Raw genomic sequence first — 24,131 nt, 5'->3', positions numbered from 1 at the left:
AACAGCTATTACTCGTTAAATTAACTTTTTCACAACCTTACAGTAAGAACAAGCAAGAAAACCCTATCCCGCACTATAAAACCCGTTAACACGTAACACGCACCACAAATCTCAAACGCTCAAACGACTCCTACTCACTACTTATCCCCTCTCAATTTATGCTGATACTCCGTAGGGGCAATACCGATTACCTTTTTGAAAATATTACTGAAAGACGACAGGCTGTTGTACCCTACCATCATGGCAATTTCGTACATATTGTATTTTCCTTCCAGCATCAGCTCAAGAGAGCGGGTAATTCTCAACGCCCTTAGAAAACGAATGTAATTCATACCCAGAATCTCTTTAAATTTCCTGGAAAGGGTTCTTGTACTCATTCCAAATTCTTTTGCCGTAGATTCGATCGTAAGAGGCTTCTCAAGGTTGGCATGGATGTATCTTGCAATCTTCAGTAAAGTTTCATCTTTGGGAAATGGATGCTGTATGGGAAAAGCAAGATGTTTGTGTTTTTTCTCCTGCAAAACCCCTTTAAGTGCTTTGAGGAAAAAGTATTTAGACATATCATTTTTTGTGATTTTCCCATCCCATTCTTTAGTATACAAAATCATCTCCCGAAGTAAATTATTGACGGAATAAATGTTGATTTCATCAAAAAAGCCACTTTCATTTTCTTCTTTTTTAAAGTAAAAATTATATAAATCAACCTTTGGACTGGTAGAAAAAATATAGTGAGGAGTTCCGGCTGGAATCCACATAAAACATCTTGCAGGAAGATACCAGTGTTTCTGATCTGTAAAAACATGCACAATACCGCCTTCTGCATAAACTAACTGAGCAGAACTGTGATAATGAATCTCCGTGGTTACATTTCCGGTAAGGACATGATAAACGTAAAATTCCGTATCATCTTCTTCTACTTCTTTAAAATGGCTGTTGTTCATAGGATAAAGGTAAGAAGAATTTCTAAATTGGCGTAAATGAGCAAATCTTTTTCTGTTTTCACAAATAGGGTCTGTAGCTTCTCATCGTAAATTTGCAGTATCAAAATCATTTTAGCAAAAATCCTTTAATTAATTTATGAATATGATATTGAACGCATGCCGGTATCAGTGCATTGCGTTGTGCTTATTATTGAGCAGTTTTTTACCCGCACAGATGATAGATTACCGGTATCTCGGCTTACAGCAGGCAATAGAGATCGGCTTAAAGAACAACAAAAATATACAGATCAGCCATCTGAAACAGGAAATGTCCGCTACCAAAGAGAAAGATCTCAAAATGGAAAAACTTCCGGACATCGGATTTCATACCAGCTATACGCAGGTAACCAATCTTTATCAGCATCAGGATGGTGTTTTCAATAAAGCAACAAAATACGATGCCATCAACGGCATGTATGATTTTACCCTATCGGCCTCCATTCCTGTATATATGGGGGGAAAAATCAGAAACACAGAAAAAAAAGCAGCGATTGATACCGAAATTTCAGCATTGAGAACCCACCTGGATGAAAGACAGCTTAAAATGGAGATCATTACTGCATTTTTACAGATCCATCATTTAAAAGAGCAGCAAAACCTTATCAATGATAAAATGAAAGAGGATTCTGTAAATATCAGACAGGTGAAAACCCTTAAAGCCAATGGTGTAGTTACTGTAAATGAAGTACTGAGAACGTCATTACAGCTTTCGAATCATAAAATGAGCTGGACAGAACTTGATAATGATATACAGATTGCAGAGCATAAGCTGAAAACTATCCTTTCACTCCCTGAAAATCAGGAAATGCACGTCAATACGGAGGATCTTATCTCTGATCAGACAGCCATACCTTATATTGATGAATTAACGGAAACTGCTTTAAGTAAAAACGAATCTGTTGGAATCACCCATAAAAATCTTTCTTTAAAAGAACTGGATCAGAAAATCACAAAGGCTAATTATCTTCCTAAAATCACTGCAGGGGGCGAGTATTTTTTAAAGTACCCGAATATGATGTTCTTCCCTCCCGAGCCCTATGCTTACCGTCTTGGAATGATCGGAATGAACCTGACCTACCCCATTGAAAACCTGTACAAAAACAAATACAGAATGCAGGAAGCCAGGGAAAATATAAATCTGGCCCAGCTTCAGATCGAGGAAAATGAAGAAAAGATCAGACATAACGTATATGAAGCTTACAAAAAGTTTGAAGAAACCGATCAGAAAGTAAAAATTGCTGAAGAAGCGATAAACCAGGCCAAAGAAAACTATCGTATTGTAAAAACAAAATATGCCAATAAACTAAGCCTGATCACAGAACTGATTGACGCAGACAATACTTATCTGGAAGCAGAATCCAATCTTATCTCCGTAAAAATTAACAGACAACTTAAATATTATCAACTCCAATATACGATTGGAAACTTATAAAAACTATGGCAAAAAAACAATTGACACAAAAGGAAAAAAGAATCAACAAAAGCATCACGGTACTGGCCTGGGTTCTCATTATCAGCGGAATTACGGGGATGATCAGCTTTTATCTTTTTTCGAGAAAAAATGTCACAACGAATGATGCACAGATCGAACAATATATTACTCCTGTATCCAGCAAGGTTTCAGGGTTTATCCGAACGATAAAGTTTAACGAAAATCAGTTTGTTCACAAAGGCGATACTTTAATCATCATCGACAACAGAGAGTTTGTGAATCAGGTACAGATGGCAGAAGCCGGCCTTCATGCCAATGCAGCAACAATCACCTCTATTGAAAGCGGCGTCAGCACCAAAGAAAGTGATACCAAAATCATTGATGCCAAAATAGCTTCAGCTAAAATAGACATCTGGAAAACCGAACAGGATTTTAAAAGATATAAAAACCTTCTTGCAGAAGATGCTGCTACAGAACAGGAATTTGAGAATGTAAAAGCTTCTTATGAACAGTCAAAAGCCAATCTTTTGGCCTTGGAACAGCAGAAAAACGCTGTAAGAGCCGGAGCGAGTGAGCAACAGACAAAAGTAGCGCCTGTAAAAAGCCAGATTCAGCAAAGTTCAGCTAACCTGAATAATGCCCGGCTTTTCCTTTCCTATACTGTCATTACAGCTCCTTACGATGGCTGGGTAGGTAAAAAGACCATTCAGGAAGGACAGCTGATCAAAGAAGGACAGGCATTGGTCCAGATCGTGAGCAAAGAAAAATGGATCATTGCCAATTATAAAGAAACACAGCTTGGGCAAATAGATCAGAAGCAGGAAGTCATTATTACCGCAGATGCTTATCCGGATATTGAATTCAAGGGTAAAATCCTTTCCGTTTCCCCGGCGTCTGGATCTCAGTTCTCATTGGTAAAACCGGATAATGCTACAGGAAACTTCGTGAAAATTGAACAGAGATTTCCTGTAAAGATCATTCTCGACCATAATAAAGACAACGAAAAACTGCTTTCCGGAATGAATGTTCTGGTAAGTGCGAAGAAGATATAAGTTTGAGCCTGGAAGGGTTTGAAAGTATAAAACTATTTTCACTCAAATTCTTTCAAATTTTTACAATTAAATTATTTTTTTTGCGAAAAGGCAAAACCGCACAATAGCGAATCTGCAAATTTTTTCTTAAGCATATTTGCCATTTTACCTTTTACTCTTTTTTACACCTTTGCCCTTTTGTCTTTTCGCATTTTTTAAGTCCGAAAGGCCTGTACAATTATCATAATTAAAGAAAACATTCCGGTCTGTCCGGTTTATCAGATTGATAAGCTCTTTGTTTTCCACCTTTAAAAACATGCAACACAATACAGTTTATCATCAATGGGTACCACAATGGCTGAAACTGCCGCTTCTTACTCTGGCATTGTTTCCCCATCTGATGCTGTTGTCACTGTTACATTCCAACAGTGCCTTCACATCTTCTTTTATGGATGTAGATTCAGACGACATCCAATATTTAATGATCTTGATGTATGGAACATTTGTAGTTACCCTTTTAGTTTTACAGCGGTTTATGGCCTATTTCAGTGTGAAATATTATGTGCTGCTGATGTCTTCAGTTTCCGTGATCATTCTCTATGTACTGTCTGTCACCAATGACTATCATGTTATTTTAGTCATCCGGTTTCTGGAAGGAATTTTCGGGTTGCTTGAAGGAGCCATTTTCCTTCCTTTGATTGTCGCTGAATTGAAAACAAAACATGCCAAGGTTTTTTCCTATCTTTTAATGTATGCCATAATGCTGACAGGAGGTACTGTAACAACTTCTCTATTAAAATCAAGCATAGAAAATTACGATTTCCGGCATATGGTCCTGATGATGATTTACTTCCATGTATTTGTCCTGATCATCGGGATTGCCATCTTTAATAAAAACAGATTTTTCCCTAAAAAGCCTTTGTATCAACTGGATATCGCAAGCTGGTTCCTCCTTTGGGTCTGTTTACAGGCGGGTGGTTATGCGATTATTTACGGCAAAAGGCTGATGTGGTTTGAGTCAGATACCATTATTATGTGTCTGTTTATATTTTTAATCTCCGGAGGCCTGTTTATGCTTAAACAGCGAAATTCGAAGCGTCCTTTGTTTCATTTTGAAGTTTTCGGTTCACAAAATGTCATTGCAGGAATGATCCTTTTCTTTATTTTCTACCTGATAAGATCCGGGCTGAACAATGTATACAGCATTATGGCAACGGTATGGAAGTGGCCATGGGATTATATTGTGAATATCCAGTACTGGAATGTTGCCGGAACTCTTCTGGGAGTATTTCTGTCAGGGATCTGCCTGGTAAAAGGAATTTCTTCAAGAATTGTTTTCTTTACGGGATTTCTGTTGCTGGCCGTAGACTGTGCCTGGTTTACCTACACATTTTATCCGGACACTACCCTTTCTACCATATGCCCGCCCTTATTCCTTCAGGGAGTAGCCCAAGGATTGTTATTTACTCCTCTTGTCTTTTTCCTGATTTCAGGAATGCCCGAAGAATATGTTGCCAATGCCACGGCTTTAGGAACAACTACCCGTTTCTGGACTACTGCAATCGGGTATGCTTTAATGCAGAACCTGATGCTTTTTTTAACCTTAAAACATTCAGACACACTGAGTTTTAACCTTACAGACACGAATCCTGTCTTCTACAGCCAATGGAATCAGCTTTTCGGGGCTCATCTTTCAAAACTTCCTGTAAATGAATCTCTGTCATTGACAGCCGGAGCTTTTAAAGCCAAAATAACAGCGCAGGCAATCCTGCTTTCCAATATGGAAATTTTCACAGGCTTATTCTGGCTGGCATTCATAACGGCACTTCTTCTACTCCTTTATCATCCGGTAAAAATAGTGGTGAGGAATATAATGTAGTGGTGAAAGGAAAAAAAGAAATGTAAGAAGCTGGGAGAACTCTTTAACTGATATTTAAAATTTAATCATACATTCCGGTTTTTTACTTAAATACTCTTACTTTCTTTAAACGGCCACCAACCACTTTGGCCAACTTATTGTTGCTTGTTTTCCGTTATACTATCACATGAATACTTACGTTTAACAGAAAAGCCTTCATATGGAAATTGAAAAAATTTTACAGAGCCAGAGAGATTTTTTTGCAACACATCAGACCAAAAGTCCGGCATTCCGGAAAATGTATCTTGAAAAACTGAAAAATCTGATTGTATCCAATGAAAACATGCTGTATGAAGCTATCTACAAAGATTTTGGTAAATCCAGGTTTGATACATTCACTACAGAGCTTTCTTTTGTTCTGAAGGATATTGATTATTATCTGAAAAACTTAAAATCGCTTACCAGACCTGAAAAAGTAAGCACCAATCTTGTCAATCAGCTTGGAAACAGCAGGATTTATGCTGATCCTTTAGGCTGTATTCTCGTTATCGGAGCCTGGAACTATCCTTATCAGCTTTCATTATCTCCTGTTATTGCCGCCATGGCTGCCGGGAACTGTTGTATTCTGAAACCCAGTGAAATTGCAGAAAACACCATGAAGGCTATGGCTCAGATCATCAATGAAAATTTTCCATCGGAATATCTCTACGTATATGAAGGCGGTGTTGAAGAAACTACGGAGCTTTTAAAACTGAAATTTCATAAAATATTCTTTACCGGCAGTACAAGGGTAGGAAAAATAGTTTACAAAGCAGCTGCAGAGCACCTTACCCCGGTTGTCCTTGAGCTGGGTGGAAAATCTCCTGCCATTGTTACCAAAGAAGCCAATCTTGATATTGCAGCAAAAAGAATTGTATGGGGCAAGTTTCTGAACGCAGGACAAACCTGTGTGGCACCTGATTATTTATTGGTGGAAGAAACCGTTCAGGAACAGTTTTTGGAAATGCTGAGAAAATATATTAAAGAATTTCAGTATGGACCGGATTCGGAACAGTATACAAGAATCATCAATCTTAAAAATTTTCAAAGGCTTACCCAATTTATTGATAATGAAAAGCTCTATTTCGGAGGGAATTTTAATGAGCAGCATCTTTACATTGAACCTACGATTCTTCATCATATCAGCTGGAAAGATGAAATCATGCAGGAAGAAATTTTTGGTCCTCTGCTCCCTGTCATTGGTTTTAAAAATTATAATGCTGCTTTAAATGATATTTTAGAGCTTGAAAAACCGCTTGCTGCTTATCTGTTCACCAATAATTCAGAAGAAAAAGAAGCATTTACCCGGAAACTTTCTTTCGGTGGCGGCTGCATCAATGATACGGTGATGCATTTGAGCAATGATCATCTTCCGTTTGGCGGTGTGGGGAATTCCGGGATCGGCAGTTATCACGGGAAATTTGGTTTTAAAGCGTTTTCCCATCAGAAAGCTGTTCTCGAACGTGTAACCTGGGGTGAACCTAATATTAAATATCCACCATATTCTGAGAAAAAATTAAGCTGGATTAAAAGATTTTTATAATTCTGCAGATTTCCAGATTTTAATACAGAAAATAAAAAAGGTTGCTTCTATTTGAAACAACCTTTTATTTTTATCCTTTAGGAGACCAGGTAGTAAAGAAATCTTTTACTTTTTCTAACCCGTATCCTTTTCCTTCTTCAAGCACTGAGCTGTCTTTCAGAATATGAAGAACTTTTCCATTCTTGTCTAAAACGATGAAAAACGGATAAGCCTGTTTTTCCTTCACATCAACATATTTGGAAAAAGCCTTTTCATTTTTATTATCCGGAGAATAATTCATGTGATAGTATACATAGTTTTTGTCTACCAATTCCTTCAGTTCAGGAGTAGTCTGCACAAAGTTATTGAATCGCAGACACCAGATACACCAGTTACCGCCAGCCTGTATTATGATATTCTTGCCTTCTTTCTTAGCCTGGGCAATTGCTTTAGCGATATCTTTCTGAGCATCTGCTTTCGGATCGTAAGGCTTTGGGAGTTTTGCCTTTTCTTCTGCAGACTTTTTCTTTGCATCCAGCTCTGCATGATCAGTTTTTACCAGAAGCGTATTATCCGGTTTTTTTGTTTCCTGTGGTATATTGGTATTCTGTGAAAAAGCCAATGCACTCAATCCAAGAAAAGCTATAGTTGCTAATTTTTTCATAACATAAAAGTAAAAAAATAATATTTATCCCTCTGCAAAAATAGAACCATAATTTTATTATCACTAAATTTGCGTGTTTTATGAATTTTCTAATCAAAATATTATATCTGATCTCCAAGCTTCCGCTGAAAATATTATACATTTTTTCGGATGTTATCTTTTTCCTAAACTATTATTTTGTAGGATACAGAAAAGAGGTCATCACCCAAAACCTGAAAAAATCCTTTCCTGATAAGTCAGAGGAAGAAATTAAAGAAATCAGAAAAAAATTCTATCTCAATTTTTCCGATTATCTTGTTGAAACCATAAAGTCTTTCAGTATTTCTGAGACCGAATCCAGAGTGAGAATGCAGCACATCAACCAACACCTTTTTCACGAAGCGAAAGAGGATGGGAAAAATATCATCTTATTGGCGGGGCATGTTTTTAACTGGGAATGGATCAATGCACTGGCAAGAATTATTCCTCAGGCTCACTGTCATCCTGTCTACAGAAAGGTAAACAATGACTTCTGGGAAAACCAGATGAAAAAGGTCAGAAATAAGTTCGGGAATGAAGCACTGGAAGCCAATGAAGTAATTCTGAACATTTTCCGTTCTAAAAATAATGGTGATTCTGCTTATATGTTTGTAGCAGACCAGACACCTCATTTTGCTCATGTCACCTACGGATTGGAATTCCTGAATCAGAGAACGCCGGCTTTCATAGGATATGATAAACTGGCCACACGGATGGACCTTGTTTTCATCTATTGCGAAATGAAAAAGGTTAAACGTGGTTATTATCAGGTCAATTATCACAGAATATACCCTGACGGCGAAAAGTTTGTTGAAAATGAAGTGGTAAGAAAGTTTCATAAGCTATTGGAAAATACTTTACACAAGTACCCTGACAACTATCTGTGGTCACACAGGAAATGGAAATATCAGGATTCGATCAAAAATTTTGATTCTGAAAAAAAATAGATTGACATGCAGAAAAAACTGGCCATTGCCATCTTAAACTGGAATGGGAAAAACTGGCTTGAGAAATTTCTTCCGGGTGTAGTTCAATTTTCTCAAAATGCGGATATTTATGTTATCGACAATCTTTCTACGGATGATTCAATAGCATTTCTGAATGCTAGTTTTCCGACTGTAAAAGTGATCAGAAACAATAATAATCATGGATTTGCAGGCGGATATAACGAAGGGTTAAAAGAAATTCCCCATGAATATTACTGCCTTCTCAATTCTGATGTAGAAGTTACGGAACACTGGATAGATCCTGTTTTGGAACTTTTCGGGAAGGATATGTCAATTTCAGCAATTCAGCCCAAAATATTATCTTATAACCATAAAAATTATTTTGAATTTGCCGGAGCAGCCGGAGGACTTATTGATAATCTGGGGTATCCGTACTGTAGAGGGAGAATTTTTGATGATCTTGAAGAAGATAAGGGGCAATATGATGATGAAGCGGAAATATTCTGGGCATCAGGATGCTGCTTCTTTATCCGCTCGAAGGACTTTTGGGCGCAAAATGGTTTCGATGAGAGATTTTTTGCCCACCAGGAAGAAATTGACTTATGTTGGAGGCTCATTAATTCAGGAAAAAAGATCTTTTATACCGGAAAATCAAAGGTATATCATGTAGGCGGCGGAACGCTGAACAAACAAAGTGCTCAGAAAACCTATTTAAACATCCGGAATAATCTCTCGATGATGCTTAAAAATCTTCCTTTTCCTAAATTAATATGGCTGATCTTTTTCAGATTATGTCTGGATGGTGTTGCCGGAATTTATTTTGGTTTAAAACAGGGTTTCCCTCACCTTTGGGCAGTTGTAAGGGCTCATTTCGGCTTTTACGGGCAAGCTTCGGGAACGTGGAAACTTCGTCAGAAACATCAAAAAAGTCAGTTTTATCAATCAAAATGGCTTATTTTTAAACACTTTTTGGGAGGAAGATAACAGGTTGCAGATAATAGGTTGCAGGGATTAGTTGAAAATTATGACTTTCTTACTTATCATTCAATAGAGTAAAATTTCATAATTTCAAATAATCTTAAACTTTAAACCCAAAACTTTGAATATTAAATACAAAAGAACCAGTAACCAGCAACAAAAACAACCAAGCAACGATCAACAACTTATACTTTAAAAACAATGGATTTCTGCGCAATAGATTTTGAAACGGCAACTCACGAGAAAAGCTCTGCGTGTGAGATGGGGATTTGTGTGGTACAGGATTCTAAAATTGTAGAGACAAAAACCTGGCTGATCAAACCGCCAAGCTTCCCTTATTTCAGTAAATTTAATATTGCCGTGCATGGGATACAGCCTGAAGATGTACAGGACGCTCCCACTTTCGATGAGATCTGGTATGAAGCTCAGGATATGATGTATGGCAGCCTAATGATCGCTCACAATGCGGGATTTGATGCTTCTGTTCTGAGAGGGTGCTTTGAACATTACGGAATGTTTGCTCCTAATCTTAACTATCTGTGCAGTATACAGCTCGCAAAAAAATCATGGAATTATCTGCCCAAATATGGTCTGAAGCCCTTGGCCGACTACCATCAGATTCAGTTCAATCACCACAGGGCAGGTGCTGATGCAGAAGTTTGTGCCAAGATATCTTTACTGGCTTTTGAGAAACTTTTCATCACAAGAAATGAAGAAATAACTGATTCGGTTTTAAAGAAATACATCAAAAAACTGTAACTTTAAACAAAACTTTTACTATTGATTACCGCAATTACCGGTAGTTTTTTGCAACATTGCCTTTTACAATCAATATATTGTTTATTTTTCCAAAAAATTATTTTGATTACACTTATTTATTAACCTACCCCGGTAAAAGAAGGTTTCGTTTACCTTAAAAATGGGAGTCGGATCGAATGGATAAAAATATATAACGCAGAAGGAAAACTAATTCTTCAGGATCATTCTTCGGATTCTAAAATTAATGTCTCTAACCTGCTGAAAGGGGGCTACTTTATGGAAGTAAAATCTCAAAGTGGTATTAGCTAGACATAAATTAATTAAAGAATAATTTTAGTTACTTAAAACTTCAGACAACAGGTTGAATTTCGGGATATCAATCTCGAAGGTTTCCTGTGTTTCAAGGTTTTTAACCAGGTATTTTCCGCTCATGTTTCCTACACCGGAACGCAGCATTACATTGGAAAAATAGGCGAAATTTTCACCTGTTCCTATTTCAGGAGTCAGGCCGATTACGCCATCACCTATAATCTCTGTATATCCGAATCCTACATCGAAGATGAGCCATTTTCTTTTCAATACTTTAATAGGAAAGCTTCCGTCATTTTCTATGGTTATATTGTATTTAAAAACATAACGGTTTTCGGATGGATAACTGTTTTTACTATCATATTCAGGTATTACTGAAACTTTGATATTGGAAGTCATTTTTGAAAACATCATTGTAGTATTTTCTTAATAGATACAAAAATCTCGCCTTTTTTAAGGCGAGATTGTATATTTATATTATAATTTTATTAAAACTATAATCCAAGGCCTTTTCTTTCGTCACCTCCCATTAAGATTCCAACAGGATTGTCGATTGCTTCTTTTACCGCTACAAGGAATCCTACAGATTCTTTTCCGTCGATAATTCTGTGGTCATAAGACATGGCAACGTACATCATTGGTCTGATTACTACCTGCCCGTCAACAGCAACCGGTCTCTGGATAATGTTGTGCATTCCAAGGATTGCAGATTGCGGAGGGTTGATAATTGGTGTAGACATCATAGAACCGAAAGTACCACCGTTTGTAATTGTGAAAGTACCACCAGTCATTTCGTCAACAGTAATTTTACCGTCTCTTACTTTTGTAGCAAGATCTTTGATGTTTGCTTCAACACTTGCAAAAGACATGTTTTCTGCATTTCTCAATACAGGAACCATTAATCCTTTAGGACCTGAAACGGCAATTGAAATATCACAGAAGTCATAGTTTACTTTGAAGTCTCCGTCGATAGATGCATTTACATCCGGATACATTTGTAATGCTCTTGTTACAGCTTTTGTAAAGAAAGACATGAAACCAAGTCCTACTCCGTGCTTTTGAGCAAATTCTTCTTTATATAGCTTTCTTAATCTGAAGATTTCAGACATGTCAACTTCGTTGAACGTTGTTAACATTGCTGTTTCATTCTTCACAGAAACTAATCTCTGAGCGATTTTTCTTCTTAAAACTGAAAGTTTCGTTGTTGTTGTAGATCTTGAACCTGTAGCGCTAAGAGGGCTTCCTCCTAAAGCTGGAACTGCAGCTAATTCAGCATCAGTCTTCGTGATTCTTCCATCTCTTCCTGTTCCTGAAACCTGAGCAGCATCCATCCCTTTTTCGTCAAGGATTTTCTTAGCAGCCGGAGACGGAGCTCCTGTAGCGTACGTTTGTGGAGCAGCAGCCGGAGCAGCTGGTTTTGGAGCTTCTTGTTTAGCAGGTTCAGCAGCTTTCGGAGCTTCTTCCTGTTTTGGAGCTTCAGCAGCAGGTGCAGCACCTTCTGGTTTTGCAGCATCCATATCAATTAAACAAACTACCTGACCTACTTGTACCACATCACCTTCTTCTGCTTTCAAAGTGATCACACCACTTTGTTCTGCCGGCAATTCAAGAGTTGCTTTGTCTGAGTCTACTTCAGCGATAGGTTGATCTTTTTCTACATAATCACCATCTTTTACAAGCCAAGTTGCAATTTCAACTTCTGTAATTGATTCGCCCGGTGAAGGAACTTTCATTTCTAAAACTGACATATCGAGTATTTTTTATTTTTTAATTGATTATTATTTAAATTAAGCTGTTACGGGTCTTTTTGCAGGAGCATCATCTCTGTCGAAAACTCTGTTGATCACTGCATTCTGGTTTTTCTCAAACATTTTGTGGCTACCTGGAGCCGGTGCACCGCTTGGTACCGGAGCTACCACCTGGATTCCTGTATCTCTGAAGTTTCTCAGGATATAAGACCAGGCTCCCATGTTTTCAGGTTCTTCCTGAGCCCACACTAATTGTTTTCTGTTTTCATATTTGTTGAAGATGGCTTCAATAGCATCTGTCTGAAGCGGATATAACTGCTCGAATCTTACTAAAGCAATATTTTCACAGTTCAGTTCTTCTTTCTTCGCCAATAATTCAAAGTACAGTTTACCTGAACAAAGAACTACTTTTTCTACTTTTTTAGGATCTGCAGTAGGATCGTCTAAGATTGGCTGGAATGAACCTGTTGCAAAATCTTCAAGTGGAGAAACTACTTTAGGGTGTCTCAATAAAGATTTAGGGCTCATTACGATCAATGGTTTTCTGAACGCCCATTTCAACTGTCTTCTCAATAAGTGGAAGTAGTTGGCAGGTGAAGTAATATTGGCTACTACCATATTTTCGTTAGCACAAAGAGTAAGGAATCTCTCCAATCTTGCTGAAGAGTGCTCTGCTCCCTGTCCTTCTGAACCGTGAGGCAATAACATTACCAATCCGTCCTGAATTTTCCATTTTTCTTCTGCAGCAGCTAGATATTGGTCAACGATGATTTGAGCACCGTTCACGAAATCTCCGAACTGAGCTTCCCAGATGGTTAATGTATTCGGAGAAGCCATTGCATATCCGTAGTCAAAACCTAACACCCCATATTCTGAAAGGTGAGAGTTGTATACATCAAATCTATTTTCAGAAACGTGTCTTAACGGGATGTATTCTTCTTCTGTATCTTCAGTTTTTACCACAGCATGTCTATGAGAGAACGTACCTCTTTCCACATCTTCTCCGGAAATTCTTACGTTATGTCCTTCTACAAGAAGTGTTGCATAAGCTAACCACTCTCCTAACGCCCAGTCTAATGAATTGGCTTCAATAGCTTTGATACGGTTGTCGAAAAGTCTTGTAATTTTATTGATAAACTTTTTGTCTGCCGGAAGTGTTGACATTTTAAGCGCCAGCTCTTTCAGTTTCGCTAAGTCATATTTTGTATCTACCGGTAACTGAACTGCTCCTCTCTTACCAATTGGATAGTTTACCCAATCTTCAGCCATGAACACATCCATTACGTTTTTCTCGATTTCTTTTGAAGCATCAAAGTCTTTATCTAAAAGTGCTTTGAATTCCGTTTCCATCTTAGCAATTACGTCATTTGAAGTAACGCTGTCTTTAAGCAATTTATCTTTATAAATTTCTCTTGGATTCGGGTGTTTTGAAATAGTCTTATAAAGGTTAGGCTGAGTAAATCTTGGCTCATCCCCTTCGTTGTGACCATATTTTCTGTATCCTAGAAGGTCGATATAAACATCTTTTCCGAATTTTGCTCTGAAGTCAGCAGCAAAGTGGATAGCATGAACTACCGCTTCAGCATCGTCAGCATTTACGTGCATTACAGGAGATTCTGTAACTTTTGCAATGTCTGTACAGTATGTTGAAGATCTTGCATCCATATAGTTCGTTGTAAATGAAACCTGGTTATTCACAACGATATGAACTGTACCTCCTGTTCTGTATCCTTCCAAAGTCATCATCTGAGCAACCTCGTAAGCAATACCCTGTCCGGCAATAGCTCCGTCACCGTGGATAATGATTGGCAATACTTTAGAATAATCTTTGTATTTGTCGTCTACTTTTGCACGGCAGATCCCTTCTACCAAAGCAGCAACTGTTTCAAGGTGAGATGGGTTTGGCGTAAGATTGATACAAACTTCTTCTCCTGAAGCCGTTTTGATCTTTTTAGATGATCCCAAGTGATATTTAACGTCACCGGAGAATACATCTTCTTCAAATTCTTTTCCTTCAAATTCTGAGAAGATCTGCTTGTAAGATTTTCCGAAAATGTTGGTAAGAACATTCAGTCTACCTCTGTGAGCCATTCCTAATACTACTTCATCTACTCCTAACTGAGAAGATCTTGAGATCAATTGATCTAAAGCAGGGATTAATGTTTCACCACCTTCTAACGAGAATCTTTTTTGCCCTACAAATTTTGTGTGAAGATAGTTTTCAAAAGCAACTGCCTGGTTTAATTTTAATAAGATTTCTGTTTTTTCGTTCGCAGAAAGGCTTGGGTGGTTTTCGTTTACCTGAAGCCATCTTTTGATGAAATCTTTTTCTTCAACGTTGTTGATGTGCATGTATTCTACCCCGATAGAATCACAGTAGATGTTTTCAAGGTGCTTGATAAGGTCTGCCAAAGTAGCAGGCTCCTTCATTCCTGTTTCAACCGCACAGTTGAACTTTGTATTTAAATCTTCTTTAGAAAGACCGAAGTTTTCGATATCTAAAGTAGGGGTATAGTGTCTTCTTTCTCTAACCGGGTTAGTCTTTGTAAAAAGATGCCCTCTTGTTCTGTAAGCCTCAATAAGGTTTACTACCTTAAATTCTTTTTTGATATGCTCAGGAACTTCTCCGTTTGATACTGCCTGAGAAATCTGTTGTTGAACTGCCGGGGCAGCGCTGGCCGAAGCCTGAATAAATTGAATGTTATCGTCATCTCCGTAGTTCTCCAAAGCAAAATCGAAGCCTTGAAAGAAAGCTTTCCATGATGGTTCTAAGGAATCCGGGAATTTTAAGTACTGTTGGTATAAATCCTCAATTAACTGAGAATGAGCTGCGTTTAGGAATGAAAATCTGTCCATTATTACAGTTTATCTATTTATTAAAATTTATTTGTAGAATTAATCTTCAAATTTAATAAAAAAAACCGAGTTAGAACAGTCTGAAACCGTTAAAAAAAATTAAGAAAAAAATTCCTGAAAAAAAATCACTTATACACTGATAATGAGAGCTTCATGTTCACCATCTGCCCTTCCATCGGACGTTCTATAAAGGTCTGGCGGATGTCTCCGAAGCGCATCTCGTCTTTTTTGGCTTTCTGAATCAGCTGCTGAATGGCCTTAATTCTGCCTTCATAGCTTCCTTTGTAGTACATCACGTAGTTTTGAGACGGGTTTACGGACCTGAAATTGAAATTATTGTCAGACACCCCAATTTTCTTGGAAAGCGGAATTCCGAGGAAGTAAGAAACCTCTTTGTCTTTGTAATTGTCGGCATCGGTCATCAGCATCGGATATCCGAATTCATCATCTCTTTTTCCAAGGTCCATCGTAACGAAATTATACACTTTGTTATAGTTCATCACAATATTTTTATAAAGAGCATCTTTCTTATTGGAAGTACTTACATTGATTCCCAGCAGGAGTTTGTCTTCTTCATTTTCTACCATCAGGCTGTCATATTTGATGGCTGCCATCTGATTGTCTTTTTCAACCTTATTTCCCAGTGAATTTTTAAGATTGACCATACTTTTGTTGATATTCTCGGCAAAACGGTCCTCTGTCCAGAAATTTTCCACTCTTCTCCACACCGAAAGTTTCGGAGTATGCACATACCACGTTATTTTGGTTTTTTCTGCGGAAAGCGGTTTAAATTTAACATCAACCAGGGTCGGATTTTCATTCTCATCTTCGAAAAGCTGGTATTTCAACGTCTTATTAGGGTTCTCATACCTGATGAACATTTCCCCGTCGGTATCATTTTTAGGATCTACATAGCTTATCGAACTTCCCTGTCCTTCATAAGGTGTATAATAATCGATATCTATAGATTGCGAACTGGTAAAAAAGTTATTCCATCTTGTAAAATTCTGCAGGTTATTAAACTGGGCAAAAACTTTATCCACGGGATAGTCAATCTCTTTTTCGATCGTAAAGTTCTTGCTTTCATCTACAAGATAATACATGGAAGCAGCATAAACTCCTCCCAACAGAATAATAATTACCGTTAATATTTTAAAAATCCGCATCGCACAAAAGTAATACAAATAAAAAAAGTGACCAATATGCTGATCACTCTTGTTGTATGTTTAACAATAATTAACCTGATTGAGGGCGGGAAGCTAGATGCTGGATGCTGGAAGATACTGTTAGGTCGAAATCATTCGTGAACTTCTGATTGAAAATTATTAAAATAATTGCATGAACCGGAATTTTTATATAAAATTTTTTATCTCTACTCCGGCTTTCACAACCTCTATCTTCCAGCATCCATCTTCCTTTCTCTTACCCAATATGTGTTCCCGGTGCCAGTACAGCTCCTTTCTTCACTACTACAATTCCATCCTGTACAGAATAGGTTCCGTAGTCACCATCCGGAATATGTTTACCGCCGATAATTTTTACGTTATCCCCGATATAGCAGTTCTTATCAAGGATCGCTTTTTCAATGTAACAGTATTTCCCGATGCCCATGTTGGGACGTCCAGCCCTGTCATTCATTACGATTTCTGTAGTATTCTGGTAAAAGTCAGCACCCATTACATAGGAATTGACAATGGTACTTCCCTTATCGATTCTCGTTCTGTTTCCGATCACTGAATTTTCAATTTTATCTGCCATGATGATACATCCATCCCCGAAAACGGCTTTGCTTACATATGAACCGTTGATTTTGGACGGGGGCAGCATCCTTGCTCTTGTATAGATAGGTGAAGAAGAGAACAGGTTGAACTGCGGAAGATCCAGACAAAGATCAAGATTGGCTTCGTAGAAAGATTCTATAGTCCCTATATCCGTCCAATAGCCTTCATACTGATAACTTAATATGTTGTATTTTCCGATCGAACTCGGAATGATATCTTTTCCAAAATCGTCTCCGGCTCCCTCATCAAACATCTTTTTAAGAATCGTCTTCGTGAAGATGTAGATTCCCATAGAAGCCAGATATTCTTTTCCTTTACGTTTATTTTCGTCTGAAACTTCAGATTGCAGGCCATCCAGCATATCATAATCCGGTTTTTCGTAGAAAGACGTGATGTTTCCTTCATCATCAGATTTCAGGATTCCAAAGCCGGTTGCATCTTTGGCATTTACGGGAATGGTTGCAATGGTAAGATCTCCGCCATTTTCGATGTGAAAATCAAGCATTTCCCTGAAATCCATCTGATAGAGCTGATCTCCGGAAAGAATTAAGATATAGTCATAATCGTATTTTTCAAGGTGCTTCATCGATTGGCGCACGGCATCTGCAGTCCCCTGATACCAGCTGTCATTTTCTACGTTTTGTTCAGCAGCCAGAATATCAACAAAGCCTTTGCTGAAAATATCAAAGTGATAGGAATTCTTAATATGAGAATTCAGGGATGCAGAATTAAACTGCGTTAAAACCAAGATCTTATTCAGTCCTGAATTCAGGCAGTTTGAAATAGGAATATCTACCAGTCTGTATTTTCCTGCGATAGGTACAGCCGGTTTCGACCTTGAATACGTTAACGGGAATAATCTTGTTCCTCTGCCTCCTCCCAATACAATAGAGATTACATTTCTATTCATAAATATCTTGCGTTTTTATTTTATTATGTTTACAATTTTATTCTTAGTATCAGCTATTATATAAAGCTATGTATTTTTCTGCAGATTTCTCCCATGCAAAATCAAAATTCATATTTGCATGGATAAGATCTTCCATTACTCCTTTCTGGTTATAGATTCCCAATGCCCTGTTCATCGCATGTACAACATCATCCACTCCTGCATAGGTAAAGTTGACCCCTGCTCCTCCGGTCGAAATATCTTCCACGGTATCTCTGAGGCCTCCGGTATATCTCACTATCGGAACCGTTCCGTATCTCATGGAATACATTTGGTTCAGCCCGCATGGCTCTACCCTGGACGGCATCAGAAGAAAATCTGCCGATGCATAGATCTTATGGGAAAGATGTTCTTTATAACCCAGGTCCAGCGCAAAATTGGAGTAGGTATAATCATATTCCTTGAGTTTGTTCTCAATATAGGTATTTCCGGATCCTAAAATCATAATATTCAAAGCGCCGTAGCTCTGCTTGATACTTCGCCATACAACGTCCGGAAGCAGATCTGCTCCTTTTTCCGTTGCAAATCTTCCAATGAAGGCAAATAACGGCAATTCTGGTTTCAGACCATATTCTTTACAGAGTTTTTCTTTGTTCTTTTTCTTTTGGGCAACGGCATTTTTAATCGTAAAGTTAAAATCCAGCATCGGATCGGTTTCCGGGTTCCAGACTTCCGTATCAATCCCGTTGATAATTCCATACGCTTTCCCGAACTCCTGACGCACCAGACTTTCAAGCCCACGGAAACTTATAAACAGTTCTTCCAGATATCCTTCGGAAACGGTGGTAAATGCATGGGAACATTTAATCATGCTGGCCAGTGGATTCATCAAACCGTTCCAGTCCATCAGTCCCCATTTGTAAGCATCGAAAGAAGGCATATAATTCGCCATATTCCAGCTCATCATTCCCTGATATTCTCCGTTATGGATGGTTCCTATCGTTTTCACTCCTTTCAGGAACTCAAATTCAGGGCAGTGTTCTACCATAAAAGGTACTAATCCTGTGTGATAATCGTGACAGTGCAGAACATCCGGACGAATCTCCATAGCACACATCCAATGCAGAATCCCCTGCTGAAAGGCAAGAAACTGGAAACTTTCATCCTGATAACCGTAAGGATTATCCCTGTCCAGCAATCCGGGAATCTTCACCATATACAGCTCAAAGCCCAGAACATCTGATTTTTCTTTTATAACCTGAACCTGAAGCATATTCGGGCCCTGATGGATAAATCCGTCAAAAACCAGATCAAATTCATGATCATAAACAAAGGATTTATTGTACCAGGGCATAACTACCTTAGCGTCTATTCCTTTTATTTTGTTCTGATATTTGGGCAATGCCCCGACTACATCTGCCAGTCCTCCTACTTTTGCAATAGGATAACATTCTGTACTTAAATGATATATCGTCATAATTTCTCTTCTGGATTGATTACATCTTATTCAGAGCTGATATGCTATGATTTAAATTTTATTCTGTGTAATTTATATTTTTTATCTTTCTTCTGTCTTAAAATAATCCCTGCCAGCGGCGGAAGTTTCACTGTCATAGATTTATGATGCCCTCTCCATTCTTCATGTGTTTCTTCCAGGATTTCAGAGGCGACACCACTACCGCTGTACTGCTCATCATCCGAATTGAAAATAACCTCCCAATGGGTACCTGCCGGAATTCCGATCTTATAATCCAGTACGTTTGGAGCGAGATTCAGGATAACCATCAAAATATCATCCCTTTTTTTTCCTTTCCTCAGGTATACATATACTGAGTTTTCCAGGTCATCCGCTTCCACCCATTCGAAACCGCTTTTATCAAACTGGTTTTCGTAAAAGGCAGGCTCTTCTCTGTAAAAGTGATTCAGTTTCTTTACAAGCTGCTGCAATCCTTTATGGACCGGATATTTCAGTAAATGCCAGTCAAGACTTTGTTTAAAATTCCACTCTCCGGTCTGCCCGAATTCATCACCCATAAAAAGCAGCTTAGCTCCCGGATGGGTATACATATATACATACAAGGCACGAAGGTTGGCGAATTTCTGCCATTCATCGCCTTTCATTTTATAGATCAGACTTGCTTTTCCATGTACAACCTCATCATGGGACAAAGGCATCATATAATTTTCATTATACATATACATGGAAGCAAACGTAAGTTTATGATGATGGAATTTTCTGTTGACAAAATCTTCTTTAAAATAATCAAGGGTATCATGCATCCAGCCCATCATCCATTTCATTCCAAAGCCTACTCCTCCTTCATGAACAGGTTTGGTAAGCATAGGAAAGTCTGAACTTTCTTCTGCAATGGTCATAATATTGTCTCCAAACTCTTTATAAACAGCGGTATTGAATTCCTGCAGAAAAGTTTTGGCTTCGAGGTTTACATTTCCTCCATATATATTAGGCTCCCACTCTCCTTCATTCCTTGAATAATCCAGATGAAGCATTGAAGTTACCGCATCCACCCGAAGTCCGTCAGCATGGTAACGGTCCAGCCAGAACATAGCATTGGAAATCAGGAAAGACTTCACTTCATTTCTTCCATAATTGAAAATATATGATTTCCAGTCGGGATGAAAGCCTTTCCGTGGATCTTCATGCTCATAAAGGTATGATCCGTCAAAACGGTGAAGTCCGTTGGCATCTCCCGGAAAATGGGAAGGTACCCAATCCAGGATCACTCCAATTCCGTTTTTATGAAGTTCATCAATAAGATACATCAGATCCTGCGGTGAACCGAATCGTGATGTTGCTGCATAAAATCCAGTGATCTGATATCCCCAGCTTGGATCATAGGGATATTCCATTACAGGCATGAATTCTACATGAGTAAAACCCATTTCTATGATATAAGGTATAAGCTTTTCCGCAATATCACGGTAATTCAGAAACCTGTCGGGAGTACTGCCTTCTCTTACCCATGACCCCAGATGCATTTCATAGACGGAGATAGGCGCATTCAGGCTGTTCTTTTTCCAGCGGTTATCCATCCATTCCCTGTCATTCCATTCGTACCATGTTGTGGAGACCAATGAGGCAGCTTGTTTATTCTGTTCCCAGCTCAGTGCGTAAGGGTCGCTTTTTTCAAGAATCTCACCTCTTGCGGTTTCAATGGCATATTTATATAAAGTACCCCAGGTAAGCCCTTCAATGAAGCCTTCCCAGATCCCGGATTCATCCCATCTTGGAAACAGGATATGATCTTTATGATTCCAGTTATTGAAATTTCCTATTACAGAAACCTTTTTGGCATGGGGTGCCCAGACTGAAAAATAAATTCCTTTCACGCCTTCTTTCTCTACAGAATGTGCCCCAAATTTCCCATACAGCTTATAATGCCTACCTTCTTTAAAGAGATACACATCATGATCGGTGAAAAGCGTATAGGTTTTAACAGAATTCATCAAGATCAGTTTGAGTTTATATTTTCCCTGAAACTACGAAAAATACTGACATCAAGCGATTAATTATTCATCAAATAATTATCAAGTTAGTTTTCTTCTTTCGTCTATCTATCAAATATATCATTTTTTAGGTCAAATTTTTATGATTTCAAAACAATCTTTTTTATAAATTTAGCAGCATAATTTTATTAAACACTATGATGAGGTTTGAACTTTACACGGAAGAAAAAGACGACAGACCGGTATTTGTCACCGGAAATTTCAACAGCTGGAACCCCAAAGACTACAATTATCAACTTCAACAAAAGGACCCCTGTAATTATTTTATAGAAATCGATGATCAGGTTCTCCCGGACAATATTGAATATAAATTTACAAAAGGCGGCTGGGAAAATGTGGAGCTGGATAAATATGGAAATATCACCCCCAACAGGAAAGTAAAAAAATCTGTAGGAACAGTCTCAGACAGTATAGAAAAATGGAGATTAAACTGGGGGCCGTTCAAAGAGGAATATTTCCCCATAGCAGAGGTGATTTCCGAAAAATTTTATATTCCGCAGCTTGACCGCTACCGGAAAGTATGGGCACTGCTTCCCCATGATTATCATACATCAGAAAAAAGCTACCCGGTTTTGTATCTTCAGGATGCCCAGAATCTGTTCAATGAAGGAAGTGGCTTCGGCAACTGGGAGATTGACAAAAAGCTGTCTATCCTTGCAGAGTACGGCCGTGGAGATATCATTATCATTGCCATAGAACATGGAAGTGAAGACAGGATCAAAGAATATATCTTCGATAATGATAATGTAGCCAATGGTTCCGAAGGAAAAAAGTATATTCGTTTTATTACAGATACCCTTAAACCTTTTGTGGATGAAAAATACCGTACCAAAAAAGACCGTGACAATACGGGAATCGGGGGAAGCTCATTGGGCGCTCTTATCAGCATCTACAGCGGCTTTCTTTATCCTGAGGTCTATTCCAAATTATTGATCTTCTCCCCTTCTTTATGGGTAGAACCGAACAATAATTTCCCGATGATGAGCTTCAGAGTTCCTTTCAAAACCAAAATCTACCTGTATGGCGGTGGCCAGGAAGGCTCTAAAATGGTCAAAAGAATTCATGTTTTCGAGGAATATCTGAAAAGGTGGGAAAAGAAAAACCTTTTTGATTTCGAGTTCAGAACCAATATCAATCCTGAAGGTACACATAATGAATTCTACTGGTCCCAGGAATTCCCGAGAGCTATTGAATGGCTGTATTACGACAATACAGAAAACCCACTTGAAGTAAAGCCCCAACAACAAAGCATTAAGAATTAAACTGTATGAAATTAATCAATAAAAAAAATAAAAACTACACCCAGATTTTCCATGTATTCACTGAAGAAGAATGGACCAGGACAGGTAAAAATTTCAACAAAAATATCGCTAATTTTTTCACAGGAAAAAAACATGAAGTTTTTGTGAACGCTCATGAAGAGGGGATTACTTATTTTATCGGGCTCGGAAAATCAACTTTACAGAATTTCGAAATCCAGCAGGTTGCTGTAAAATTTACACAGACTCAAAAGGAAAAACTACAGGCGGTACCAACGCTGCTACTGGCAGATTTCATGAATGAAAAACAATTTGAAGAATTTGTCAAAGGCCTGCTTATCGGAACTTACAAGTATCCTTTTGAAAAAAATCATGCTTTCTGGAACACAAAATTCGAACTTCATTTTGAAAATTTAAGCCAGAAAAAATTAGATCATATCATTCAGAAAGCTGAGGCATTAAGTCAAGGGCAGATCGCCTGCCAGGAATGGCTGAATAAACCTGCGAATCTTAAGAAGCCTGATATTTTTAATTTATATCTTAAAAATTTAGCAAAAAAATATGAATTAAAATATACTGTATTCAACAGAAAGAAATGTGAAGAGCTTGGCCTTGGAGCTTATCTTGCCGTTAATCAGGGAAGTGCTTATGATGCAGCTTTTACGATCTTAGAATATAAAACCAGCGTTAAAAATGCTAAAACTTACGGCCTGGTCGGAAAATGTGTGTTATTTGATACCGGAGGAATCTCATTAAAGAATTCTGCCAATCTGCATTATATGAAATCTGATATGGGTGGGGCTACAGCAGTACTTGGAACCCTGGTCTATGCTGCAGAAATGAAACTTCCGGTGAATATCGTTGTCATCCTTCCGATTACCGATAATGCTATTTCTGAAAAAGCACTGCTTCCAAGTGATGTTATCACCGCATATAACGGAAAAACCATTGAAGTGCTTGACACCGATGCTGAAGGAAGGCTGATTCTTGCTGACGGACTTTCCTATCTTTCCAGAAATTACAAAACAGATTACCTTATTGATCTTGCCACGTTAACGGGAAGTTCGGTCCGAATGTTCGGGGATACCTGCGGTGCCATGTTTTCCAATAATGAAGAACTTAAAAATATTCTGATAAAAACAGGTGATCAAACCAATCAAAGACTTTGGAATCTTCCTTTGTGGGATATCTGGAAAGAAGATATACAGTCTGATGTTGCCGATATGAAAAACATTTCAATGAAGCCCATCGGCGACTGTATCATTGCAGCCAAATTCCTGGAGCAATTCATTGAAAACCATCCTAAATGGGCTCATCTCGACATAGCCGGAGTGGCTTTCGGAAATGTAGGATATGCCAAAGAAAAAGCTGCAACAGGATATGGTGTACAATTACTCGTGGATTTAATTGAAAATTATCACTAAAAATTAGTTTTTTACAAAAAATCTCTGTATACTTGATTAGTGAATTTTCAAAAACGCATGATATTTCATTTTTTATCATTAATAAAACAATAAATATTTGCTTTTATTT

At 38.1% G+C, this 24,131-nt stretch carries 18 protein-coding genes and 1 pseudogene; 10 read left to right on the top strand and 9 right to left on the bottom strand.

Annotation, left to right across the window (positions count from 1 at the left end; translation table 11 throughout):
- Positions 1–137: 137 nt before the first annotated feature.
- Positions 138–941, bottom strand: a complete 804-nt coding sequence (locus tag ACTJJF_RS04045) for a helix-turn-helix domain-containing protein (protein WP_440698783.1) — start codon at positions 939–941, stop codon at positions 138–140.
- Between the two features lie 136 nt (positions 942–1,077).
- Here ACTJJF_RS04045 and ACTJJF_RS04040 point away from each other — a divergent pair, with 136 nt between their 5' ends.
- From ACTJJF_RS04040 to ACTJJF_RS04025, 4 genes are all read left to right on the top strand, one after another.
- Entirely contained in the window at positions 1,078–2,412 is a 1,335-nt protein-coding gene (locus ACTJJF_RS04040) for a TolC family protein (protein ID WP_440698782.1), read from the top strand.
- 5 nt (positions 2,413–2,417) lie between these two features.
- A complete protein-coding gene (locus tag ACTJJF_RS04035) occupies positions 2,418–3,464 on the top strand; it encodes an HlyD family secretion protein (RefSeq protein WP_312302958.1) in 1,047 nt (348 codons plus the stop codon).
- 295 nt (positions 3,465–3,759) lie between these two features.
- A complete protein-coding gene (locus ACTJJF_RS04030) occupies positions 3,760–5,322 on the top strand; it encodes a hypothetical protein (protein WP_312302955.1) in 1,563 nt (520 codons plus the stop codon).
- A gap of 199 nt (positions 5,323–5,521) precedes the next feature.
- On the top strand, positions 5,522–6,883 hold the full coding sequence (locus ACTJJF_RS04025) for an aldehyde dehydrogenase (protein ID WP_440698781.1): 1,362 nt from the start codon (positions 5,522–5,524) through the stop codon (positions 6,881–6,883).
- Positions 6,884–6,953: 70 nt separating this feature from the next.
- On the opposite strand, the gene ACTJJF_RS04020 is transcribed toward ACTJJF_RS04025, so the two are convergent.
- Positions 6,954–7,526 (bottom strand): thioredoxin family protein, encoded by a 573-nt coding sequence (locus ACTJJF_RS04020; protein WP_312302950.1) that lies wholly within the window; start codon positions 7,524–7,526, stop codon positions 6,954–6,956.
- An 80-nt stretch (positions 7,527–7,606) separates the two neighbouring features.
- Between ACTJJF_RS04020 and ACTJJF_RS04015 the strand changes: the two genes are divergently transcribed.
- The 4 genes and pseudogenes from ACTJJF_RS04015 to ACTJJF_RS04000 all read left to right on the top strand — a co-directional run.
- Positions 7,607–8,491, top strand: a complete 885-nt coding sequence (locus ACTJJF_RS04015; RefSeq protein ID WP_440698780.1) for a lysophospholipid acyltransferase family protein — start codon at positions 7,607–7,609, stop codon at positions 8,489–8,491.
- Between the two features lie 6 nt (positions 8,492–8,497).
- Positions 8,498–9,475: a glycosyltransferase family 2 protein gene (locus ACTJJF_RS04010; protein WP_440698779.1), complete on the top strand. Its 978-nt coding sequence runs from the start codon at positions 8,498–8,500 to the stop codon at positions 9,473–9,475.
- Positions 9,476–9,670: 195 nt separating this feature from the next.
- Positions 9,671–10,228 (top strand): 3'-5' exonuclease, encoded by a 558-nt coding sequence (locus ACTJJF_RS04005; protein WP_312302941.1) that lies wholly within the window; start codon positions 9,671–9,673, stop codon positions 10,226–10,228.
- A 135-nt stretch (positions 10,229–10,363) separates the two neighbouring features.
- Positions 10,364–10,537: pseudogene (locus ACTJJF_RS04000) on the top strand (T9SS type A sorting domain-containing protein); the annotation flags it as partial.
- A 24-nt stretch (positions 10,538–10,561) separates the two neighbouring features.
- Here the strand turns inward: ACTJJF_RS04000 and apaG are convergent.
- The 7 genes from apaG to glgB form a co-directional block, all read right to left on the bottom strand.
- The gene (gene apaG / locus ACTJJF_RS03995) at positions 10,562–10,951 is read right to left on the bottom strand and encodes a Co2+/Mg2+ efflux protein ApaG (RefSeq protein ID WP_065398091.1); all 390 of its coding nucleotides are present in this window, start codon (positions 10,949–10,951) and stop codon (positions 10,562–10,564) included.
- Positions 10,952–11,031: 80 nt separating this feature from the next.
- On the bottom strand, positions 11,032–12,285 hold the full coding sequence (odhB, locus tag ACTJJF_RS03990) for a 2-oxoglutarate dehydrogenase complex dihydrolipoyllysine-residue succinyltransferase (protein WP_312302936.1): 1,254 nt from the start codon (positions 12,283–12,285) through the stop codon (positions 11,032–11,034).
- Positions 12,286–12,324: 39 nt separating this feature from the next.
- Positions 12,325–15,141, bottom strand: coding sequence for a 2-oxoglutarate dehydrogenase E1 component (locus ACTJJF_RS03985; RefSeq protein WP_440698778.1), 2,817 nt, complete (start codon positions 15,139–15,141; stop codon positions 12,325–12,327).
- Between the two features lie 125 nt (positions 15,142–15,266).
- On the bottom strand, positions 15,267–16,307 hold the full coding sequence (locus ACTJJF_RS03980; RefSeq protein ID WP_440698777.1) for an SRPBCC domain-containing protein: 1,041 nt from the start codon (positions 16,305–16,307) through the stop codon (positions 15,267–15,269).
- A gap of 256 nt (positions 16,308–16,563) precedes the next feature.
- A complete protein-coding gene (locus ACTJJF_RS03975) occupies positions 16,564–17,832 on the bottom strand; it encodes a glucose-1-phosphate adenylyltransferase (RefSeq protein WP_212651685.1) in 1,269 nt (422 codons plus the stop codon).
- Positions 17,833–17,881: 49 nt separating this feature from the next.
- On the bottom strand, positions 17,882–19,288 hold the full coding sequence (locus ACTJJF_RS03970) for a glycogen synthase (RefSeq protein ID WP_440698776.1): 1,407 nt from the start codon (positions 19,286–19,288) through the stop codon (positions 17,882–17,884).
- A gap of 44 nt (positions 19,289–19,332) precedes the next feature.
- On the bottom strand, positions 19,333–21,279 hold the full coding sequence (gene glgB, locus ACTJJF_RS03965; protein ID WP_440698775.1) for a 1,4-alpha-glucan branching protein GlgB: 1,947 nt from the start codon (positions 21,277–21,279) through the stop codon (positions 19,333–19,335).
- Between the two features lie 200 nt (positions 21,280–21,479).
- On the opposite strand from glgB, the gene ACTJJF_RS03960 reads away from it, so the two are divergent.
- Both ACTJJF_RS03960 and ACTJJF_RS03955 read left to right on the top strand, forming a co-directional pair.
- On the top strand, positions 21,480–22,601 hold the full coding sequence (locus tag ACTJJF_RS03960) for an alpha/beta hydrolase (protein ID WP_440699228.1): 1,122 nt from the start codon (positions 21,480–21,482) through the stop codon (positions 22,599–22,601).
- Between the two features lie 5 nt (positions 22,602–22,606).
- Positions 22,607–24,022 carry a leucyl aminopeptidase family protein gene (locus ACTJJF_RS03955; RefSeq protein ID WP_440698774.1) on the top strand — a complete coding sequence of 472 codons (1,416 nt, stop codon included), beginning with the start codon at positions 22,607–22,609 and terminating at the stop codon, positions 24,020–24,022.
- The last annotated feature ends 109 nt before the right edge of the window (positions 24,023–24,131 follow it).

This window comes from Chryseobacterium sp. 22458 (genome assembly GCF_052044975.1).
Lineage (GTDB): Bacteria > Bacteroidota > Bacteroidia > Flavobacteriales > Weeksellaceae > Chryseobacterium.
This window is presented reverse-complemented; position numbering and strand designations above follow the sequence as displayed.

What these genes read in the sequence shown, in the direction of transcription:
- ACTJJF_RS04045 (WP_440698783.1), bottom strand. Translation starts at nt 941, where the DNA reads ATGAACAACAGCCATTTTAAAGAAGTAGAAGAAGATGATACGGAATTT.
- ACTJJF_RS04025 (WP_440698781.1), top strand. Translation starts at nt 5,522, where the DNA reads ATGGAAATTGAAAAAATTTTACAGAGCCAGAGAGATTTTTTTGCAACA.
- ACTJJF_RS04010 (WP_440698779.1), top strand. Translation starts at nt 8,498, where the DNA reads ATGCAGAAAAAACTGGCCATTGCCATCTTAAACTGGAATGGGAAAAAC.
- ACTJJF_RS04015 (WP_440698780.1), top strand. Translation starts at nt 7,607, where the DNA reads ATGAATTTTCTAATCAAAATATTATATCTGATCTCCAAGCTTCCGCTG.
- ACTJJF_RS04020 (WP_312302950.1), bottom strand. Translation starts at nt 7,526, where the DNA reads ATGAAAAAATTAGCAACTATAGCTTTTCTTGGATTGAGTGCATTGGCT.
- ACTJJF_RS03970 (WP_440698776.1), bottom strand. Translation starts at nt 19,288, where the DNA reads ATGACGATATATCATTTAAGTACAGAATGTTATCCTATTGCAAAAGTA.
- ACTJJF_RS04030 (WP_312302955.1), top strand. Translation starts at nt 3,760, where the DNA reads ATGCAACACAATACAGTTTATCATCAATGGGTACCACAATGGCTGAAA.
- ACTJJF_RS03985 (WP_440698778.1), bottom strand. Translation starts at nt 15,141, where the DNA reads ATGGACAGATTTTCATTCCTAAACGCAGCTCATTCTCAGTTAATTGAG.
- odhB (WP_312302936.1), bottom strand. Translation starts at nt 12,285, where the DNA reads ATGTCAGTTTTAGAAATGAAAGTTCCTTCACCGGGCGAATCAATTACA.
- glgB (WP_440698775.1), bottom strand. Translation starts at nt 21,279, where the DNA reads ATGAATTCTGTTAAAACCTATACGCTTTTCACCGATCATGATGTGTAT.
- ACTJJF_RS04005 (WP_312302941.1), top strand. Translation starts at nt 9,671, where the DNA reads ATGGATTTCTGCGCAATAGATTTTGAAACGGCAACTCACGAGAAAAGC.
- ACTJJF_RS03980 (WP_440698777.1), bottom strand. Translation starts at nt 16,307, where the DNA reads ATGCGGATTTTTAAAATATTAACGGTAATTATTATTCTGTTGGGAGGA.
- apaG (WP_065398091.1), bottom strand. Translation starts at nt 10,951, where the DNA reads ATGATGTTTTCAAAAATGACTTCCAATATCAAAGTTTCAGTAATACCT.
- ACTJJF_RS03960 (WP_440699228.1), top strand. Translation starts at nt 21,480, where the DNA reads ATGAGGTTTGAACTTTACACGGAAGAAAAAGACGACAGACCGGTATTT.
- ACTJJF_RS03975 (WP_212651685.1), bottom strand. Translation starts at nt 17,832, where the DNA reads ATGAATAGAAATGTAATCTCTATTGTATTGGGAGGAGGCAGAGGAACA.
- ACTJJF_RS04040 (WP_440698782.1), top strand. Translation starts at nt 1,078, where the DNA reads ATGAATATGATATTGAACGCATGCCGGTATCAGTGCATTGCGTTGTGC.
- ACTJJF_RS04035 (WP_312302958.1), top strand. Translation starts at nt 2,418, where the DNA reads ATGGCAAAAAAACAATTGACACAAAAGGAAAAAAGAATCAACAAAAGC.
- ACTJJF_RS03955 (WP_440698774.1), top strand. Translation starts at nt 22,607, where the DNA reads ATGAAATTAATCAATAAAAAAAATAAAAACTACACCCAGATTTTCCAT.